At 43.6% G+C, this 16,589-nt stretch carries 16 protein-coding genes; all 16 read left to right on the top strand.

Going from position 1 to position 16,589, the window contains the following annotated elements; genetic code table 11:
* Positions 1-62: 62 nt before the first annotated feature.
* The 16 genes from fliD to argC all read left to right on the top strand — a co-directional run bounded on the left by fliD (position 63) and on the right by argC (position 16,567).
* Complete coding sequence (fliD, locus tag G519_RS0112065) at positions 63-1,637, top strand: flagellar filament capping protein FliD (protein WP_029194908.1); 1,575 nt, start codon at positions 63-65, stop codon at positions 1,635-1,637.
* Between the two features lie 12 nt (positions 1,638-1,649).
* On the top strand, positions 1,650-2,027 hold the full coding sequence (gene fliS, locus G519_RS0112060) for a flagellar export chaperone FliS (protein ID WP_029194907.1): 378 nt from the start codon (positions 1,650-1,652) through the stop codon (positions 2,025-2,027).
* Positions 2,028-2,040: 13 nt separating this feature from the next.
* Positions 2,041-2,403 (top strand): hypothetical protein, encoded by a 363-nt coding sequence (locus G519_RS0112055; protein WP_029194906.1) that lies wholly within the window; start codon positions 2,041-2,043, stop codon positions 2,401-2,403.
* 36 nt (positions 2,404-2,439) lie between these two features.
* The gene (locus G519_RS0112050) at positions 2,440-2,778 is read left to right on the top strand and encodes a flagellar protein FlaG (protein WP_051253339.1); all 339 of its coding nucleotides are present in this window, start codon (positions 2,440-2,442) and stop codon (positions 2,776-2,778) included.
* Positions 2,779-2,832: 54 nt separating this feature from the next.
* The gene (pseG, locus tag G519_RS0112045; protein WP_029194904.1) at positions 2,833-3,948 is read left to right on the top strand and encodes a UDP-2,4-diacetamido-2,4,6-trideoxy-beta-L-altropyranose hydrolase; all 1,116 of its coding nucleotides are present in this window, start codon (positions 2,833-2,835) and stop codon (positions 3,946-3,948) included.
* 18 nt (positions 3,949-3,966) lie between these two features.
* Positions 3,967-4,512 (top strand): UDP-4-amino-4,6-dideoxy-N-acetyl-beta-L-altrosamine N-acetyltransferase, encoded by a 546-nt coding sequence (gene pseH / locus G519_RS0112040; protein WP_029194903.1) that lies wholly within the window; start codon positions 3,967-3,969, stop codon positions 4,510-4,512.
* A 37-nt stretch (positions 4,513-4,549) separates the two neighbouring features.
* Positions 4,550-5,608, top strand: coding sequence for a pseudaminic acid synthase (gene pseI, locus G519_RS0112035; protein ID WP_036632757.1), 1,059 nt, complete (start codon positions 4,550-4,552; stop codon positions 5,606-5,608).
* A 53-nt stretch (positions 5,609-5,661) separates the two neighbouring features.
* Positions 5,662-6,600 carry a dTDP-glucose 4,6-dehydratase gene (locus tag G519_RS0112030; protein WP_029194901.1) on the top strand — a complete coding sequence of 313 codons (939 nt, stop codon included), beginning with the start codon at positions 5,662-5,664 and terminating at the stop codon, positions 6,598-6,600.
* Positions 6,601-6,670: 70 nt separating this feature from the next.
* Positions 6,671-7,882, top strand: coding sequence for a UDP-4-amino-4,6-dideoxy-N-acetyl-beta-L-altrosamine transaminase (gene pseC / locus G519_RS0112025; protein ID WP_174806649.1), 1,212 nt, complete (start codon positions 6,671-6,673; stop codon positions 7,880-7,882).
* Between the two features lie 406 nt (positions 7,883-8,288).
* The gene (locus G519_RS0112020; protein ID WP_029194899.1) at positions 8,289-8,486 is read left to right on the top strand and encodes a cold shock domain-containing protein; all 198 of its coding nucleotides are present in this window, start codon (positions 8,289-8,291) and stop codon (positions 8,484-8,486) included.
* Between the two features lie 167 nt (positions 8,487-8,653).
* The gene (gene hpf, locus G519_RS0112015) at positions 8,654-9,202 is read left to right on the top strand and encodes a ribosome hibernation-promoting factor, HPF/YfiA family (RefSeq protein ID WP_029194898.1); all 549 of its coding nucleotides are present in this window, start codon (positions 8,654-8,656) and stop codon (positions 9,200-9,202) included.
* A gap of 247 nt (positions 9,203-9,449) precedes the next feature.
* Positions 9,450-11,969: a preprotein translocase subunit SecA gene (gene secA, locus G519_RS0112010; RefSeq protein WP_029194897.1), complete on the top strand. Its 2,520-nt coding sequence runs from the start codon at positions 9,450-9,452 to the stop codon at positions 11,967-11,969.
* A gap of 73 nt (positions 11,970-12,042) precedes the next feature.
* A protein-coding gene (gene prfB, locus G519_RS0112005; RefSeq protein ID WP_127527829.1) for a peptide chain release factor 2 occupies positions 12,043-13,156 on the top strand; the annotation gives its coding sequence in 2 pieces (ribosomal slippage) (positions 12,043-12,114 and positions 12,116-13,156; 1,113 coding nt in all).
* A gap of 185 nt (positions 13,157-13,341) precedes the next feature.
* Positions 13,342-14,160, top strand: a complete 819-nt coding sequence (speD, locus tag G519_RS0112000) for an adenosylmethionine decarboxylase (protein WP_029194895.1) — start codon at positions 13,342-13,344, stop codon at positions 14,158-14,160.
* Positions 14,161-14,192: 32 nt separating this feature from the next.
* A complete protein-coding gene (locus G519_RS0111995; RefSeq protein ID WP_029194894.1) occupies positions 14,193-15,062 on the top strand; it encodes a YitT family protein in 870 nt (289 codons plus the stop codon).
* A gap of 455 nt (positions 15,063-15,517) precedes the next feature.
* Positions 15,518-16,567 carry an N-acetyl-gamma-glutamyl-phosphate reductase gene (gene argC / locus G519_RS0111990; RefSeq protein ID WP_029194893.1) on the top strand — a complete coding sequence of 350 codons (1,050 nt, stop codon included), beginning with the start codon at positions 15,518-15,520 and terminating at the stop codon, positions 16,565-16,567.
* Positions 16,568-16,589 lie beyond the last annotated feature (22 nt).

Raw genomic sequence — 16,589 nt, 5'->3', positions numbered from 1 at the left:
AAAATAGATTCATCTGCCGATATAATAAGTAATTATAAAATCTGATATGAAAGGTGATTGCTATGACGACTCGAATTAATGGATTAGGTTCTTCAGGATTAGACATTGATACGCTTGTTAGTCAAATGATGCAGGCAAAACGTGTCCCTATTGATCAAATGACGCAAAAAATGACAGTTCTTGGATGGCAACGTGATGCCTATCGTAACATGAACACGGATATGTCGAGTTTTATGACTGAAGCGCAAAAACTGACTCTTCAATCTACCTTTTTAGCGAAAAAAGTCAGTTTATCAGCCTCAGATACTGACAAAGTGCAGGTAACACCAGCTGCCAATGCACTTACAGGGAATTTTACCCTGCAAGTAAAACAACTTGCGAAAAATGCGACAATCACTAGCAGTGCTGCATTAGGAATATCAGCCAATTCGTCAAACCCTCTTGCTGTAGCAGACGCAACGCTAAAGATAACGGGAAGTGTGGGTTCTGATTCAGTTAATATTTTAAATGGTGATAACATAAGCCAGATCGTCTCTAAAATAAATGCCAAAACAACGACTACCGGTGTTAAAGCAAATTATGACCAACTTACGGACAAGTTGACGCTCGTTAACGCACAAACAGGAGCGGCGGGGAATACATTACAAGTTATCGATCAGAGCAATACAAATATATTGAGAGACAAACTAAATCTATCGGATACAACGACCCCAAATGCCAATAGTACACCGGACTTAGCGACTTCTGCGCAGACGAATGTGTTTAAAGGACAGGATGCTCTTGTTAACTTTAACGGCACAGGCGATGTGTCCGTAAAATCGAATTCCTTTATGTTGAACAACTTTAGTTTCACCTTATTGGCGGATCCCGGCGCTACCCCTTATACAATTAACGGATCTAATAACTCGAATGTGGATCAAGTCGTTACAACGATCAAGGGTTTCTTTGATAAATACAATACATTAATCGATAAAGTAAACGCCAAGTTGATCGAACCTAAATATCGCGATTATACTCCGCTTACGGACACCCAGAAAACGAATATGAAAGATTCGGATATTACCCTCTGGAATTCAAAGGCTCAATCAGGTTTGCTTCAGAACGACAGCATATTAAGTACCGGATTGGATGCAATGCGATCTGATCTTTCAAATAACGTTTCCGGGATTGCAGCGGGTCAATACATGAATTTGGCGGATATTGGGATTACAACGGCTGTTGCAGGCAGTGGTTCAGCAATCTTGGCTTCTCAGGAAAAAGGAAAAATCTACATTGATGAAAACAAGCTGCGTACGGCGCTAACCAATTCTCCCGATCAAGTAGCAGCTCTATTTACAAAGGATGGTACTCGTGGTGCTAATGGCTTACTTACCAACTCGTCAGATGCTGGAATAGGTACTCGCTTGTATGAACATATCAAGGTTAATATTGTTAACCAACTTACGCAAAAAACACAAGTTGTACCATCAAAAAGTTACTTGAATCAACAAATTGATAATTACACAACTCAAATTAGTACTGCACAATCCGGATTGAATGACTACGAACAGCAGTTATACAGCAAATTCTCCACCATGCAAACAGCCTTAAATAAGCTGAATTCCCAAGGGACACAGCTTTCGAGCTATTTCAAATAACGGAGGACCTCTATGATTCAGCCATCTGCCCGAAATTATAAACAAAACCAAGTGGAAACGGCCCCTTCGGAAGAACTTACGCTCATGCTTTATAATGGAGCCATCACATTCGTAAAGCGAGCCAAGCAAGCAATCGAGAAAAAGGATTTTAATTTTGCTCATCAACATAACATCCGTGTTCAGGATATTGTCGATGAACTAATTATTACTCTTGACAGGAAATACCCGATATCAGAACAACTTCTCTCACTATATGATTACATGAAACGCAGACTCATTGAAGCTAATATCTCGAAAGACACTGCTATCTTGGATGAGGTTGAGAGCTTTTTTGTGGAGTTTCGCGACACGTGGAAACAAGCTATGACTCTTGCTCGTAGTCAAAGATAGTAGGAGGTGTTCAATGGAATCAACGGAGGAGTTGTTTCAAGAGTTAATCGAAAAAACAGTGGAATTGCTGCAGGTTGTAATGATCTCGGAACAAACGGATGACATTGCAGCAGTCAACCATTTGTTTGAAGAGCGAGAACTACTATTAAAGCGATTAGACTCTAACCTTCACCATACGGAAAATGCCAACCAATATAGATCCTTATATGAATCTTGGCAGATGAAGGAAATGGAGTTAATGAATTTTGTTAAATCCTCGCTATATAACTTAGACAAAAAGATAACAGAAACTCAGAATGCCCGAACCATCTCTACGCAATATGATTCTTATTTACGACAAATGCCGTACGGAGCGTTCCTCGACAAAAAAAGATAGATACCTCCATAAAAAAACGGCAGGAAGGAGATAAAAATGGAGATCCAATCGGTTAGTGACACATCCCTTACCCTGGAAAAAACAATTGAAAAAAAGATAACCGGCAAAGAAGATGTTCCGAGTGGTGAGGTCCAACAAGAGCGCATACACAGCAAAGAAGACATTAACAAGGAACTCGGTCATCTCAACAAAATGTTAGAGTCTAAGAACTCTCATCTACATTTCATCTTGCATGACAAGTTGAATGAATATTATGTACAGGTTATCGATGATAAGACAAGTGAAGTTATACACGAAATTCCATCCAAAAAAGTTATGGATACCGTTGCTTACTTTTATGAGAAACTAGGCATTATAGTTGATAAAAAAATATAAGAACCCCGAATTGCGGGGTTTTTTCTTTCCTTTTTTCAGAAAGGGTTTGATAATGTGCAAGTGGTTTTTCGAGTAGATGCGTCTATTCTGATGGGAACCGGGCATGTAATGAGATGTTTGACGCTAGCCGACGGAATACGGCGGAAAGGTGTCCAAGTACAGTTTATCTGCCGTGAACAATCGGGACAACTGTGCTACCTTATTCAACAACAAGGATACAATGTGAACTTATTACCTTCTTCCACTATCCAAAAGCCTAATCAGGATGACGATTGGAATAAATCATATGAGCACTGGTTGGGTGAAACGTGGGAAACAGATGCCTTTCAGACGTCTGAAATCATTAGAAAAATCCAAGGCCACATTGATTTGTTAATCATCGATCATTATGCTATTGATATAAGATGGGAACAACGAATACGTGGGTATGTAGATAAAATAATGATTATTGATGATTTAGCAAACCGTTCTCATGACTGTGATATATTACTTGATCAGAACTTTTATGATGATAAGGAAAACCGTTACGATGGCATGGTTCCTGATCATTGCATAAAATTGTTTGGACCCCGCTATGCTTTATTACGTGAAGAATTCCAGGCTGCAAAAACATACGCTAAGGTCAGAGGTAGAGACGTTAAAAGGCTTTTTGTGTTTTTCGGTGGCAGTGATCCAACGAATGAAACGTCAAAAGCTCTGAAAGCTATATCCTTACTGAACTGCGAAACGATTATAATAGATGTAGTTGTGGGTGGGTCTAATGCCTACAAAGATCAAATTTCTAAACTTTGCTCAAAGATGCCAAACACAAACTTGTATATTCAAATCGATCATATCGCTGAGTTGATGGTAAAAGCCGATCTAGCTCTAGGGGCAGGTGGCACTACTACTTGGGAAAGGTGTTCCTTGGGGTTGCCAGCAATTACTGTTACGACGGCTGACAATCAGATTGCAGTGACAGAAGCAATTGCCAAGACAGAAGCAATTTTCTATTTAGGTCATTATACCCATGTATCTTCACAATTAATATTGGAAGCCCTTAAGCGTTTTATTCAAAGTCCAGAGTCACTAACCAAAATGAGTCGTATTGGGTTGGAGTTAATGGGTAATCTTCTAGCAGGAGGAACCGGTGAAGTTGTAGAAGTCCTTATGTCACTGGAGATAAAATAACGATACGAGGGAATAGTCATGGAACCGTTTAATGAATATAAGTTACGTCCAATGAGGGAATCGGATTTGATGATCGTACTTCAGTGGCGAAATTCAGACCGAATTCGTATTAATATGTATTCCGACGAGATAATTACTTGGGAAAACCATTGTGCATGGTTTTCACGGATCTTGAATAATCTAGCACATCGATATTACATTTTTGAGTTGAAGCAAGTACCCATCGGCGTCGTGAATTTTACGGATATAGGCTTAACACACAATAGATGCAATTGGGGTTTCTATCTTGGTGAAACGGATGTACCTCGAGGAAGTGGAACGGTTATGGGGATACATGCTCTGACGGAAGCTTTTGAGCATTTGAATCTACGTAAAGTCTGTGCAGAAGTATTTGCATATAATGAAGCAAGCCTACGTTATCATACTAGATTGGGTTTTACTCAGGAAGGTTATTTAGAAAGGCATGTTTGGAAAAATAGCAAATACGAAGATTTAGTATTGTTTGCCTGTTTTTCCGACCAATGGTACGCTATTAAAGAAAAGTTGTTGAGTAGGTTTACTTGAGAAAAATAATCAATTTATCACAACGGGGGGCAGCAGCATGCAAAAGACTGAAATAATCATCGATAACCGCAAGGTTGGCCCTCATCATCCACCTTTTATTATTGCGGAGATGTCCGGTAACCATAATCAATCATTGGAGCGGGCGCTTGAAATTGTTGAAGCGGCGGCTCGAGCGGGCGCACATGCGTTGAAGATTCAAACTTATACAGCCGATACCATGACGATAAAATCGGATCAGCCGGACTTCTTCATCAACGACGCTGAGAGCTTGTGGAAGGGCCAATCTCTGTATGAGCTGTATGAACAGGCACATACGCCTTGGGAATGGCACAAGGCGATCTTCGACCGTTGTAAAGAGCTGGGTATGATTGGATTTAGTACACCATTTGATGAGACGGCAGTCGATTTCCTAGAATCTTTGGGAGTAGCATGCTACAAGATCGCTTCTTTTGAAAATACGGATATACCGCTGCTTCGCAAAGTGGCTTCGACGGGCAAGCCGATTATTGCCTCAACGGGGATGGCAAGTGTCGCAGAATTGGATGAGCTTGTGAAAACCGTCCGAGAAGCTGGATGTCAAGATCTTGTTTTACTAAAGTGTACTAGTTCCTATCCAGCTTCACCTGAAAACTCAAATATAAGAACGATACCGCATTTGCAACAATTATTTAACGTTCAGGTTGGTTTATCCGATCATACGTTAGGAGTTGGCGTCGCAGTTGCCAGCGTTGCTTTGGGGGCGACTGTAATTGAAAAGCATTTTACATTGAGTCGGGCGGATGGGGGCGTAGACAGTGCCTTCTCCTTAGAGCCAGCGGAAATGTTAAGTTTGGTTCAGGAAACAGAGCGCGCATGGCAAAGTCTCGGTTCTATTTCATATGGCGTTAGCGAGAAAGAGAAGAACTCCTTGAAGTTCCGACGTTCCCTATACGTAGTTAGGGATATTAAAGCGGGGGACACATTTACTTCGGACAATTTGCGTGTTATTCGCCCTGGTCTAGGGCTACCGCCTAAATACTTGGATATGCTTCTAGGTAAAAAGGTAAATAAGGACATCGCAAGAGGAACAGCTGTAACTCTGGATATGATTTTGTAATCACATTTACACTCTATAGTAGTTCGAACTGTATCCGAGAGAGGACGATATAAATGAATGTTTTAGTTACTGGCGGTGCTGGTTTTATAGGTAGATGGGTCGTTAAAAGATTACTAGACGATGGTCAATATGTGTGGGTATTGGACGATTTATCCAACGGTGAAGAGTCTAATATTGCGGAGTTTAAGACTCATCCAGGGTTTCAACAATTCGTACACGGGGACATTAAAGACGAAATAGCTTTGAATCAATTGTTTGAACATAAATTTGATGTTTGCTATCATCTCGGAGCGAGCATCAATGTGCAGGACAGCATTGATGATCCTCGCACCACTTTCAACAATGATACCTTAGGAACCTTTTATGTACTAGAACAGTGTCGCAAGCATAAGGTGAAAATTGTGTTCATGAGTACTTGTATGGTTTATGATCGTTGTCTCGATGAAACCGGCATCACAGAGGCACATCCAATCAAGCCAGCTTCCCCATATGCAGGTGCAAAGATTGCAGCAGAGAATATGGTATTGTCCTATTTCTACGCCTATGATTTGCCCGCGGTTGTGGTCCGTCCATTTAATACATATGGTCCTTTTCAAAAGTTTGGTGGTGAAGGTGGAGTAGTTGCCATTTTCATTAAGAAAAAGCTTAAGGGTGAAACGCTGTACATTTATGGCGAGGGAACTCAGACTCGGGACTTATTGTATGTAGATGATTGTGCGAGATTTGTGGTAGAAGCGGGATATTCAAATAAGGTAGATGGACACATCGTGAATGCTGGACTTGGCTATGATATTTCGGTGAATGATTTAGCGAAACTAATAGTTGGAGATGAAAGCAGAATCGAGCATGTGGAGCATATCCATCCACAGAGCGAAATTCAAAAGCTTCTTTGCAATTCGTCAAAAGCTAAACAATTACTAGGTTGGGAGCCAAAGATTTCACTTGATAGTGGCTTGAAATTAACAGAAGAATGGATCAAGACCATTTTGTAATATCATGAGGGCTGATGTGTGGTCGCGAACTGCACCTCAGCCTATTTTATAAACATCGGAGGTGATCCACTTGGTACAAACGTCAAATTCCCAGTTAGCCATTTTAGGAGGGCAATCCGTTCGAAGTACATTGCTTCCCTATGGCAGGCAGTGGATCGATGAAGCTGATATTGAGACGGTTATACAAACGCTGAAGTCTCCTTTCCTAACGCAAGGACCAAAAATTAAAGAGTTTGAAGACTCGGTAGCTCAGTATGTGGGAGCTAAGTATGCTGTTTCCTTTTCGAATGGGACAGCTGCTCTTCATGGGGCTTGTTTTGCTGCAGGGCTTGGCGTCGGGGATGAGGTTATTACAACACCGATGACCTTCGCCGCAAGCGCGAATTGTGTTCGTTATTGCGGTGGAGATGTCGTGTTCGCTGATATTGAACCAGATACCTATAATATCGACAAATATAAGATTAAGTCCTTACTTACACCTAAAACGAAAGCTATTATACCGGTTGATTTTACGGGGCAGCCTGCTGATATGGACGAGATTATGGAACTTGCCAGAGAACGGAAGCTGGTTGTCATTGAAGACGCGGCACATTCCCTTGGTGCAGAATATAAAGGGCGCAAAGTTGGTTCGATCGCAGATATGACTATGTTTAGCTTTCACCCGGTGAAGCACGTAACCACTGGTGAGGGTGGTATAATTACAACGAATTCGCCTGATTTATATGAAAAGCTTCTTTTGTTCCGCAGTCATGGTATTACTCGTGACAAAGATTTGCTTGAATTAAAGAATGAAGGCGATTGGTATTACGAAATGCATGAACTAGGATTTAACTACAGGATGACAGATATCCAAGCTGCTTTAGGAAGCTCACAGTTAGGGAAACTAGATGATTTCGTAAAGAGAAGGATGGAGATTGCCAAGCATTACACTGAGGCTTTCACTAAGAATTCTACTATTATCACTCCTTTTCAAAAGCCTGATCGCGAATCGAGTTGGCATCTCTATATCATTCAGTTTAAACTTAACGAGCTTACAGCTGGAAGAAAAGAAGTGTTTGACGCATTGCGTAAAGAAAATATAGGTGTTAATGTTCATTATCTCCCAGTTCATTATCATCCTTATTATAAAGAGCTTGGTTATGAGAAGGGGATTGCCCCTATAGCAGAAGCTTTATATGAAGGAATTATTTCACTTCCGTTGTTTCCTGCGATGTTAGATTCCGATATTCAAGATGTAGTAAATGCAGTGGAGAAAGTGGTAGGTTATTACCGTAAATCATAAGCATATAGTTATAGTGGACCAGAACCTTTTGCCGCGGCAAAAGGTTTTTTCTTTTTTCATCTGCTTTTCTAATTTCCAACTATAACCTGTGGACAAGCAACCCAGGTAAAACCCATTTGTGCATAAACCAACCACAATGAACCCAAGTTATCCAAAGTTCTCTCCCCACAACCTGTGGATAATGTGCACAATTATGTGCATAACTTTGTTGATAAAATGTAAAGAAGCCCGATACGACAAGTTTTTACAAATTCTGCACTTATCCACGGCTTGTATATACCCGAATTTTCAAAATATTTCATCAAATGGTGAGTTAGAAATTGACAGGTCAAGCGGGCTGGTGATATAGTCGAAAAGTAAGGGCTTACATTTTAATATTTTTTAAAACGAAAGGAATGTGTACGTTATGCAAGGTAAAGTAAAATGGTTTAACGCAGAAAAAGGATATGGTTTCATTGAGCGTGAAGATGGCGGGGATGTATTCGTGCATTTCTCAGCGATTCAATCAGAAGGCTTCAAAACGTTAGATGAAGGTCAGGCTGTAGAGTTCGACATCGTAGAAGGCGCACGTGGGCCGCAAGCCGCTAATGTAAGCAGAGTTTAAGCTTCCGGCACGTTTGTGCCGATTGAATACATCTATGAACTAACTAGCACCCTGGGGCATGCTTCTGGGGTGTTTTTTTGCGTAAATCGTAAGATCGGAATTTAAAGGAATTATGAAGATGGGGGTTGAATGTAGTATAATGTAAGAAGGAAGGGAGATGTTTAACTATGATGATTAGCATTCGCGGAGAACACCTTGAAGTAACTGAAGCCCTCAGGGACTATGTCGACAAGAAATTGAACAGACTAGAGAGGTATTTTGAAGCTCCCCTTACATCTGATGTACAAGTAAAGCTAAGTGTGGTTAAAGGTTTACAAGCGATTGAGGTAGGTATCCCCTTAACAGGCGTGCTGCTGCGAGCTGAAGAACGCAACAATGATATGTATGCGTCGATTGATTTGGTCGTAGACAAGTTGGAGCGCCAGATTCGTAAGCATAAGACGAGGACGAATCGAAAAATTCGCCAAGAAGGCGGCAAGCGTGATTTATTTAAGGTTGAAACATCGCCGGTCACTTATTTGGAAGAGGAAGATGATTTTGAATTGGTCCGCAACAAACGCTTCGATTTGAAGCCGATGGATGTGGAAGAAGCCATTTTACAAATGAACTTGGTTGGTCATAATTTCTTCGTTTTTTCGAACATGGATACGGATCAAGTCAATGTAGTTTACAAACGTGATGACGGCAAGTATGGTCTGATTGAGCCAGCTGTTTAATAAGAAAGCGGAGCAATTTGAGACATCCCTATATCAAAAAAATGAGCTTGATTCGATTTTGTCGAATTAAGCTTTTTCTCATGCATGCAATCAGGACATCGATTAAATACTATGTAAAAAGGAAAAACGTGATCTTTTCATCCGCCTTGGACTTTGTGTATCGATGTAGAAATGGTCATTTGTTGCGGCAAGACCGTCAAAAGTGGTACAATTTAAGGATACGAATGCAAGGGAAAGGGGTTCACCGATGCTAGGACTAGTGAAGAAAATTTTTGGTGATTCCAATGAACGGGAAATTAAACGGATGCTCAAGACCGTTGATTATATCAACGACCTTGAAGCTAGTATTAAACCGCTGTCCGATGAGGAATTGAAAGGCAAGACAACTGAGTTCAGAAACCGCCTGGAAAAAGGCGAAGAACTTGATGATCTGTTACCAGAAGCTTTTGCTGTTGTTAGAGAAGCGGGTTTACGTGTATTGGGTAAACGTCATTATGATGTTCAGCTCATTGGGGGCATGGTGCTTCACGAAGGCCGTATCGCCGAGATGAGAACAGGGGAAGGGAAAACGCTAGTTGGAACACTCCCTGTCTATTTGAATGCTTTGCTTGGCAGAGGCGTACACGTGGTTACGGTCAATGACTATTTGGCTCAACGTGACAGCGCAGAAATGGGTCAGATCTACCAGTTCCTCGGCTTGACGGTTGGGGTTAATCTGCATGACTTATCTCATGAGGAAAAGCAAGCGGCTTACGCTTGTGATATTACGTATGGTACGAATAACGAATATGGTTTTGACTACTTGCGTGATAACATGGTGCTTTACAAAGAGCAGATGGTTCAGCGTCCGCTTTATTTTGCGGTAATCGATGAAGTTGACTCCATTCTGGTCGATGAGGCGAGAACGCCGTTGATTATTTCGGGACAAGCTGCTAAGTCGACAGACTTGTACTACGCTGCTGACCGTTTTGTGGCTAAGTTGAAAGAAGAAGAGGATTACACGATTGATATCAAAGTGCGTTCCGTAGCTCTTACTGAAGAAGGGGTAGCTAAAGCGGAGCGAGCATTTGGCATAGAGAACTTATTCGATCATCAGAATGTGAATATCAATCATCACGTGACTCAAGGGCTTAAGGCTCGGTTCATTATGAAGCGCGATGTGGATTATGTGGTACAAGAAGACGAAGTCATGATTGTTGATGAATTCACAGGCCGTATTATGACAGGCCGTCGTTATAGTGATGGGCTGCACCAAGCCATTGAGGCCAAAGAGCAGCTGCAAGTTCAGAATGAGAGCATGACGCTGGCGACAATTACATTCCAGAACTATTTCCGGATGTACCGCAAACTGGCGGGTATGACAGGAACAGCGAAGACGGAAGAGGAAGAGCTCAAGAAAATTTATGGTCTTGAAGTTATCATTGTTCCGACAAACCGTCCGATGATCCGTAAGGATATGCCGGATGTTGTTTACAAGTCAGAGATGGGTAAATTCAGAGCGGTTGTTGAGCAAATCGTAGAGCGGCATAAGGTGAATCAACCGGTACTAGTAGGTACGGTATCTATTGAGAACTCCGAGAAACTTTCGGAAATGCTTAAGAAAAAAGGCGTCCAGCACAAAGTACTCAATGCGAAGTATCATGCAGAAGAAGCTGAAATCGTAGCACGTGCAGGTCAACCAGGCTCTGTAACGATTGCAACGAACATGGCAGGCCGCGGTACGGACATTGTGCTCGGTGAAGGCGTACATGATGCAGGCGGGCTGCATATCATAGGTACAGAACGTCATGAAAGCAGACGGATCGATAATCAGCTGCGTGGACGCGCAGGCCGTCAAGGTGACCCTGGTTCTTCACAGTTTTACCTCTCCCTTGAGGACGAATTGATGAAACGTTTCGGCGCTGACAATATTATGGCGATGATGGACCGCCTGGGTATGGAAGAAGATCAACCGATCGAAAGTAAATTAATTTCTCGTGCAGTCGAATCGGCCCAAAAGCGCGTAGAGGGTAACAACTTCGACGTTCGTAAAGTCGTTCTTCAGTACGACGATGTCATGAATCAACAACGGGAAATTATATATAAACAGCGCCGTGAGCTGCTGGAGTCCGAAAACATTCGTGAAGTCATCGAAGGTATGATCAACGCGGTTATCGAACGCATCGTGAAAGCACACTGTCCGGAGGAACAAATTCCGGAGGAGTGGGAGCTTCAGGAAGTGGCTAACTTCGTGAACAACAACTTCTTAACTGAAGAAGGCCAGATTACGGATCAAAATCTTTGGGGCAAAGAACAAGAAGAGATTATTGACTACATCAAAGATCTTGTTAGCAAACGTTATGATGAGCGTGAAGCTGAGATCGGTGAAGAATTCATGCGTGAATTCGAAAAGGTCGTTGCTCTTCGTGCAGTAGACAGCAAATGGATGGATCACATCGATGCGATGGATCAGCTGCGCCAAGGTATTCATCTTCGTGCTTACGGCGGAACGGATCCGCTGCGTGAGTATCAATTCGAAGGCTTCGAGATGTTCCAAGAAATGATCGATAATATCCGCGAAGAAGTCGCGATGTACATCATGAAGGCTCACGTACAGAGCAACCTAGAGCGTCAAGCGGTAGCCGAAGGTCAAGCGGTGGACACGAAGAACGAAGCTGGCGGGAAGAAACCGCTCGTGCGCGGCGATGAGCAGCGTATTGGACGCAACGACCCATGTCCATGCGGCAGCGGGAAGAAATTCAAGCAGTGCCACGGACAAGGCAGCTAAAGCCAAGCTAGCTACTAGCTTGCTACCATGATCTGTATAACCTAGGCACGAGAGAATAAATGAGGTGTAAGACATGCTGGAACCAGAAGTCAAACAGGATTTAAGAGAGACAGCAAAGCGACTAACCGAATTACGGGGGTCTCTTTGACTTAGATCATAAGCTTGAAGCGATCGGGGATTTTGAGGAAAAAATGGGGGCGCCGGACTTCTGGGACGATAATGATCGTGCCCAGAAGACCATCGCGGATCTCAACGCCATCAAAAGTGTCGTCGATCAGTTCCAAGGCTTCTCGAACGAGTTCGACGACCTGCAGGTCATGGTCGAGCTCGAGGAAGAGGAGAGCGATGCCGGCCTAGCGAAAGACATTGAAGCAGGCATCGATGCTTTGAAGAAGAAGCTCGAATCCTTCGAGCTTGGCTTGCTTCTCAATCAGCCGTATGACCGGCTGAATGCGATCCTTGAGCTGCATCCCGGTGCGGGCGGCACCGAGTCGCAGGACTGGGCGGAGATGCTGCTGCGCATGTACCGCCGCTGGGCGGAGAAGCGGGGCTACAAAGTCGAGGTCCTCGACTATTTGCCCGGCGACGAAGCCGGCGTGAAGAGTGTCACGCTGCAGATCACAGGCTTCAACGCCTACGGCTATTTGAAGGCGGAGAAGGGCGTGCATCGGCTCGTCCGGATCTCGCCGTTCGACGCCTCCGGTCGTCGTCACACCTCGTTTGCGTCGTGTGACGTCATGCCGGAGATCGAAGACGACACAGACGTGGGTGAGATCCGCTCCGAGGATCTCAAGATCGACACGTACCGCGCAAGCGGCGCCGGCGGTCAACACATCAACACCACGGATTCGGCTGTGCGGATTACGCATATACCAACGGGTGTCGTGGTGAGCTGTCAGCAAGAGCGCTCGCAGATTAAGAACCGCGAGAAAGCGATGAAGATGCTTAGGTCTAAACTCTACGAGCGGAAGATCGAAGAGCAGCTGAAGCATCTCGCAGAGATTCGCGGCGAGCAGTCTGACATTGCTTGGGGCAGTCAGATTCGTTCTTATGTGTTTCATCCTTATAGCATGGTCAAAGATCACAGAACTTCAGCGGAAACTGGGAATATTGGCGCAGTCATGGATGGAGATCTCAATATGTTCATCGATGCTTACCTGCGTCATCAGATCCGGAAGCCGGAGTAGAACGTATGCACAAGAGCTTTGTACTGGAAGAGCTTGGTGTACGGAACACTCAACGCAAAACGCATACATGGAGCTTTAGACGTTTATCCTACATCTGAAAGGTGTAGGATTTTTTCAAGTTTAATGTCATTCAGGGTTTGGGTAAGGAAAGAGTAGGGATGGAACAACAAGGAGGAAGAAGAAACATGACACTTACTACGGAGCAGCGCATTACGCTGCACGGCTTTAACAACCTTACGAAATCTTTGAGCTTCAATATGTATGATATCTGCTACACCAGAACCAAAGAAGAGCGCGAAGCCTACATAGAATATATTGACGAACAGTACAATGCTGCCCGGTTAACCAAAATTCTCAAAGCGGTAGCCGATATTATCGGTGCTCATGTGCTCAATGTGGCCAAACAAGATTATGATCCGCAAGGGGCAAGTGTAACGATGTTGGTTTCTGAAGGCCCTGTTGAGGGCGCTCCTGAAGCTTCGTTCAGGGAATCCCCTGGGCCCCTGCCAGAGACGGTGCTTATGCACCTGAACACCAGCCATATCACGGTTCATACCTATCCGGAATATCACCCTGATGAAGGGATTAGCACGTTTAGGGCGGACATTGATGTATCCACATGCGGGGAAATTTCGCCGCTAAAAGCACTGAATTACTTAATCCATTCCTTCGATACGGATATTATGACGATGGACTATCGGGTTCGAGGCTTCACACGGGATATAAACGGGCATAAGTTGTTTATTGATCATGAAATTAGCTCGATTCAGAACTACATTCCTGAGGAAATCAAAAGCATGTACGACATGATCGATGTGAACGTGTATCAGGAAAATATTTTTCATACGAAATGTAAGCTGAAGAAATTTGATTTAAACAATTATTTGTTCGGTTACACAAAAGACAAGCTGAGTGAAGCAGAGCAGAAGGACATTACAGAAAGTGTGAAGTGGGAAATGGACGAGATATTTTACGGTAAAAATATGAGTGCACCCCTGTTGTAGGAGTTGGCTTGATACCGGGAGGAGGGCCGTTCGTGTCCAGAAAAGAACCGCGAATACGGATAGGAAGTCCAGCACACACCGTATTTGAATATGCATTGATGCTGATCGGCTCGCTGATTATGGCGGCTAGTTTTAACTGTTTTTTGAACCCGAATCAAATTGCGACGGGCGGGGTTTCAGGTATTTCAACGATTGTTCAGCATTTGACAGGTCTGAACCCAGCGATTACGCAGTGGGCCCTGAACATCCCGATTTTCTTGTTAGCCCTATGGCTGCTAGGCGGGCAATTCGGGGTTAAGGCGGCAGTCGGGTCGGTCATATTTCCACTGTGCGTACTCGTAACAAGCCATTTGGGGGTGCCAACGCACAATCCATTGCTTGCATCTGTCTATGGAGGCATTGGTGTTGGACTTGGACTCGGCATCGTTTTCCGAGGGCGAGGATCTACAGGCGGACTTGGACTGGCCGCGCAAATACTGCATAAATACACAGGCTTAAGTTTAGGATTTTCGGTAGCGGTTTTTGATGGATTGGTCATTCTAAGCTCCGCACTTGTTTTCACACCAGAGAATGCCCTTTACGGTTTAATTGGGTTATTTGTCACCACGAAAACGATCGATATCGTTCAACTCGGCTTCAATTATGCCAAAGTGGCCTTCATTATTTCCGATCATACAGAAGCCATACGCAAAGCAATTTTATATGATTTGGACCGTGGACTTACAGAGCTTAATGGGTCCGGAGGATTTACAGGTGAATCGCGAACGGTCTTGATGGTCGTTGTGAAACAAAATGAAGTAAGTCGTTTGAAAACGCTAGTCCAGTCGGTGGATCGGCAGGCTTTTGTCATTTTAAGTGAAACGAATGAAGTATTAGGGGAAGGTTTCAAACGACATGCATAGCGAGAGCTTTGTGATAGAATGGCGCACTTAGGTGCGTCTTTTTTGTGTATAACTTTGTAAAGAAACAAACGGCCTGTGGATAAAGTGTGTATAATCTGTGGATAACAGCACCATTTACCCACACTTCTTAAATAGTTCACAATAATCACATACAAGATTTGCCTGTATGGCTTATAATTTGGGATAATTGATTTGTCATACAAAAGGTATCGAAGAGAAAGAATTGTTTTTATGCACATGTTACGTTTAATTGATGCATATTGTGTATACTTCTTGTCGAAAGACAGGAATCCAAAGAAAGAAAGACATGTCGTTTTTAATGTAAAAAAACCTTGAAATTCCCTGCTTAGGCACAATAATATTGTCAAAATTAGCACAAAAAAATTCATTGAATTATTATGTATACGACTGTATAATAATACATATATTTTCGGAACATCGGGAGGGAAATTCGAATGAGTCATGGATTTAGGGCGGCTATTATTGGAGCCACGGGTTATGGTGGTGCGGAGTTGATTCGTCTGTTGCAGGCGCATCCGTTGGTGAAGATTACTTCGGTCATCTCGACCTCTAATGCAGGAGCGCCGCTTGCGGAGCATTTTCCACACTTGCAGGAAGTGGTTGTGGATATTCTAGATGTGCTTGATGTTGACTTGATTGCGGGCAAAGCGGATGTTGTGTTCTTGGCGACACCAGCTGGTGTGAGTGCAGAACTTTCACCAAAGCTTCTGGCAGCTGGCCTGAAAGTCATTGATATATCTGGGGATTTAAGATTGAAATCTAGTGCTGACTATGAAAAATGGTATAAAAAGCCGGCAGCTTCTGAGGAAGCATTGGCGCAATCGATTTATGGCTTGTCTGAGGTGTTCGGGGACGAAGTGAAGGGCAGTGATTTAATCGCTAACCCAGGCTGCTATCCGACGGCGACGCTGCTTGGTCTCATTCCTGCAGTTAAAGCAGGTTGGATCGATCCCTCAACGATTATTATTGATGCTAAATCTGGCGTGTCCGGAGCAGGTCGCGGCGTTAATCTAGGCGTGCACTACGCGGAAGTGAATGAGAATTTAACAGCCTATAAAGTGAATAAGCATCAGCATATTCCGGAAATCGAGCAAGCGCTCAGCCGTGTTGCGGGTAAGCCAGTTGTTACAACGTTCACGACACATCTTGTGCCTATGACTCGTGGAATTATGTCTACTATGTACGCAACGATACAAGGTGAACACACCGCTGAGGAATTCATCGAATTGTACCGTCAGTATTATGAAGGCCGGAGATTTGTGCGGATTCGTCAAAATGGTAAGCTCCCTTCAACGAAGGAAGTGTTCGGCTCGAACTACTGCGACATCGGCTTTGCGGTGGATGAGCGTACGGGGCGTGTGACCATCGTTTCCGTCATCGACAATGTGGTTAAAGGCGCTGCAGGTCAGGCCATTCAGAATTTAAATATTATGCAAGGCTGGGACGAAACGACAGGGCTGTTGTTCGCACCGGTGTATCCATAACGAGAAGATGAGGACAGGTGAA

Source organism: Paenibacillus alginolyticus DSM 5050 = NBRC 15375 (genome assembly GCF_000422905.1).
Lineage (GTDB): Bacteria > Bacillota > Bacilli > Paenibacillales > NBRC-103111 > Paenibacillus_E > Paenibacillus_E alginolyticus.
This window is presented reverse-complemented; position numbering and strand designations above follow the sequence as displayed.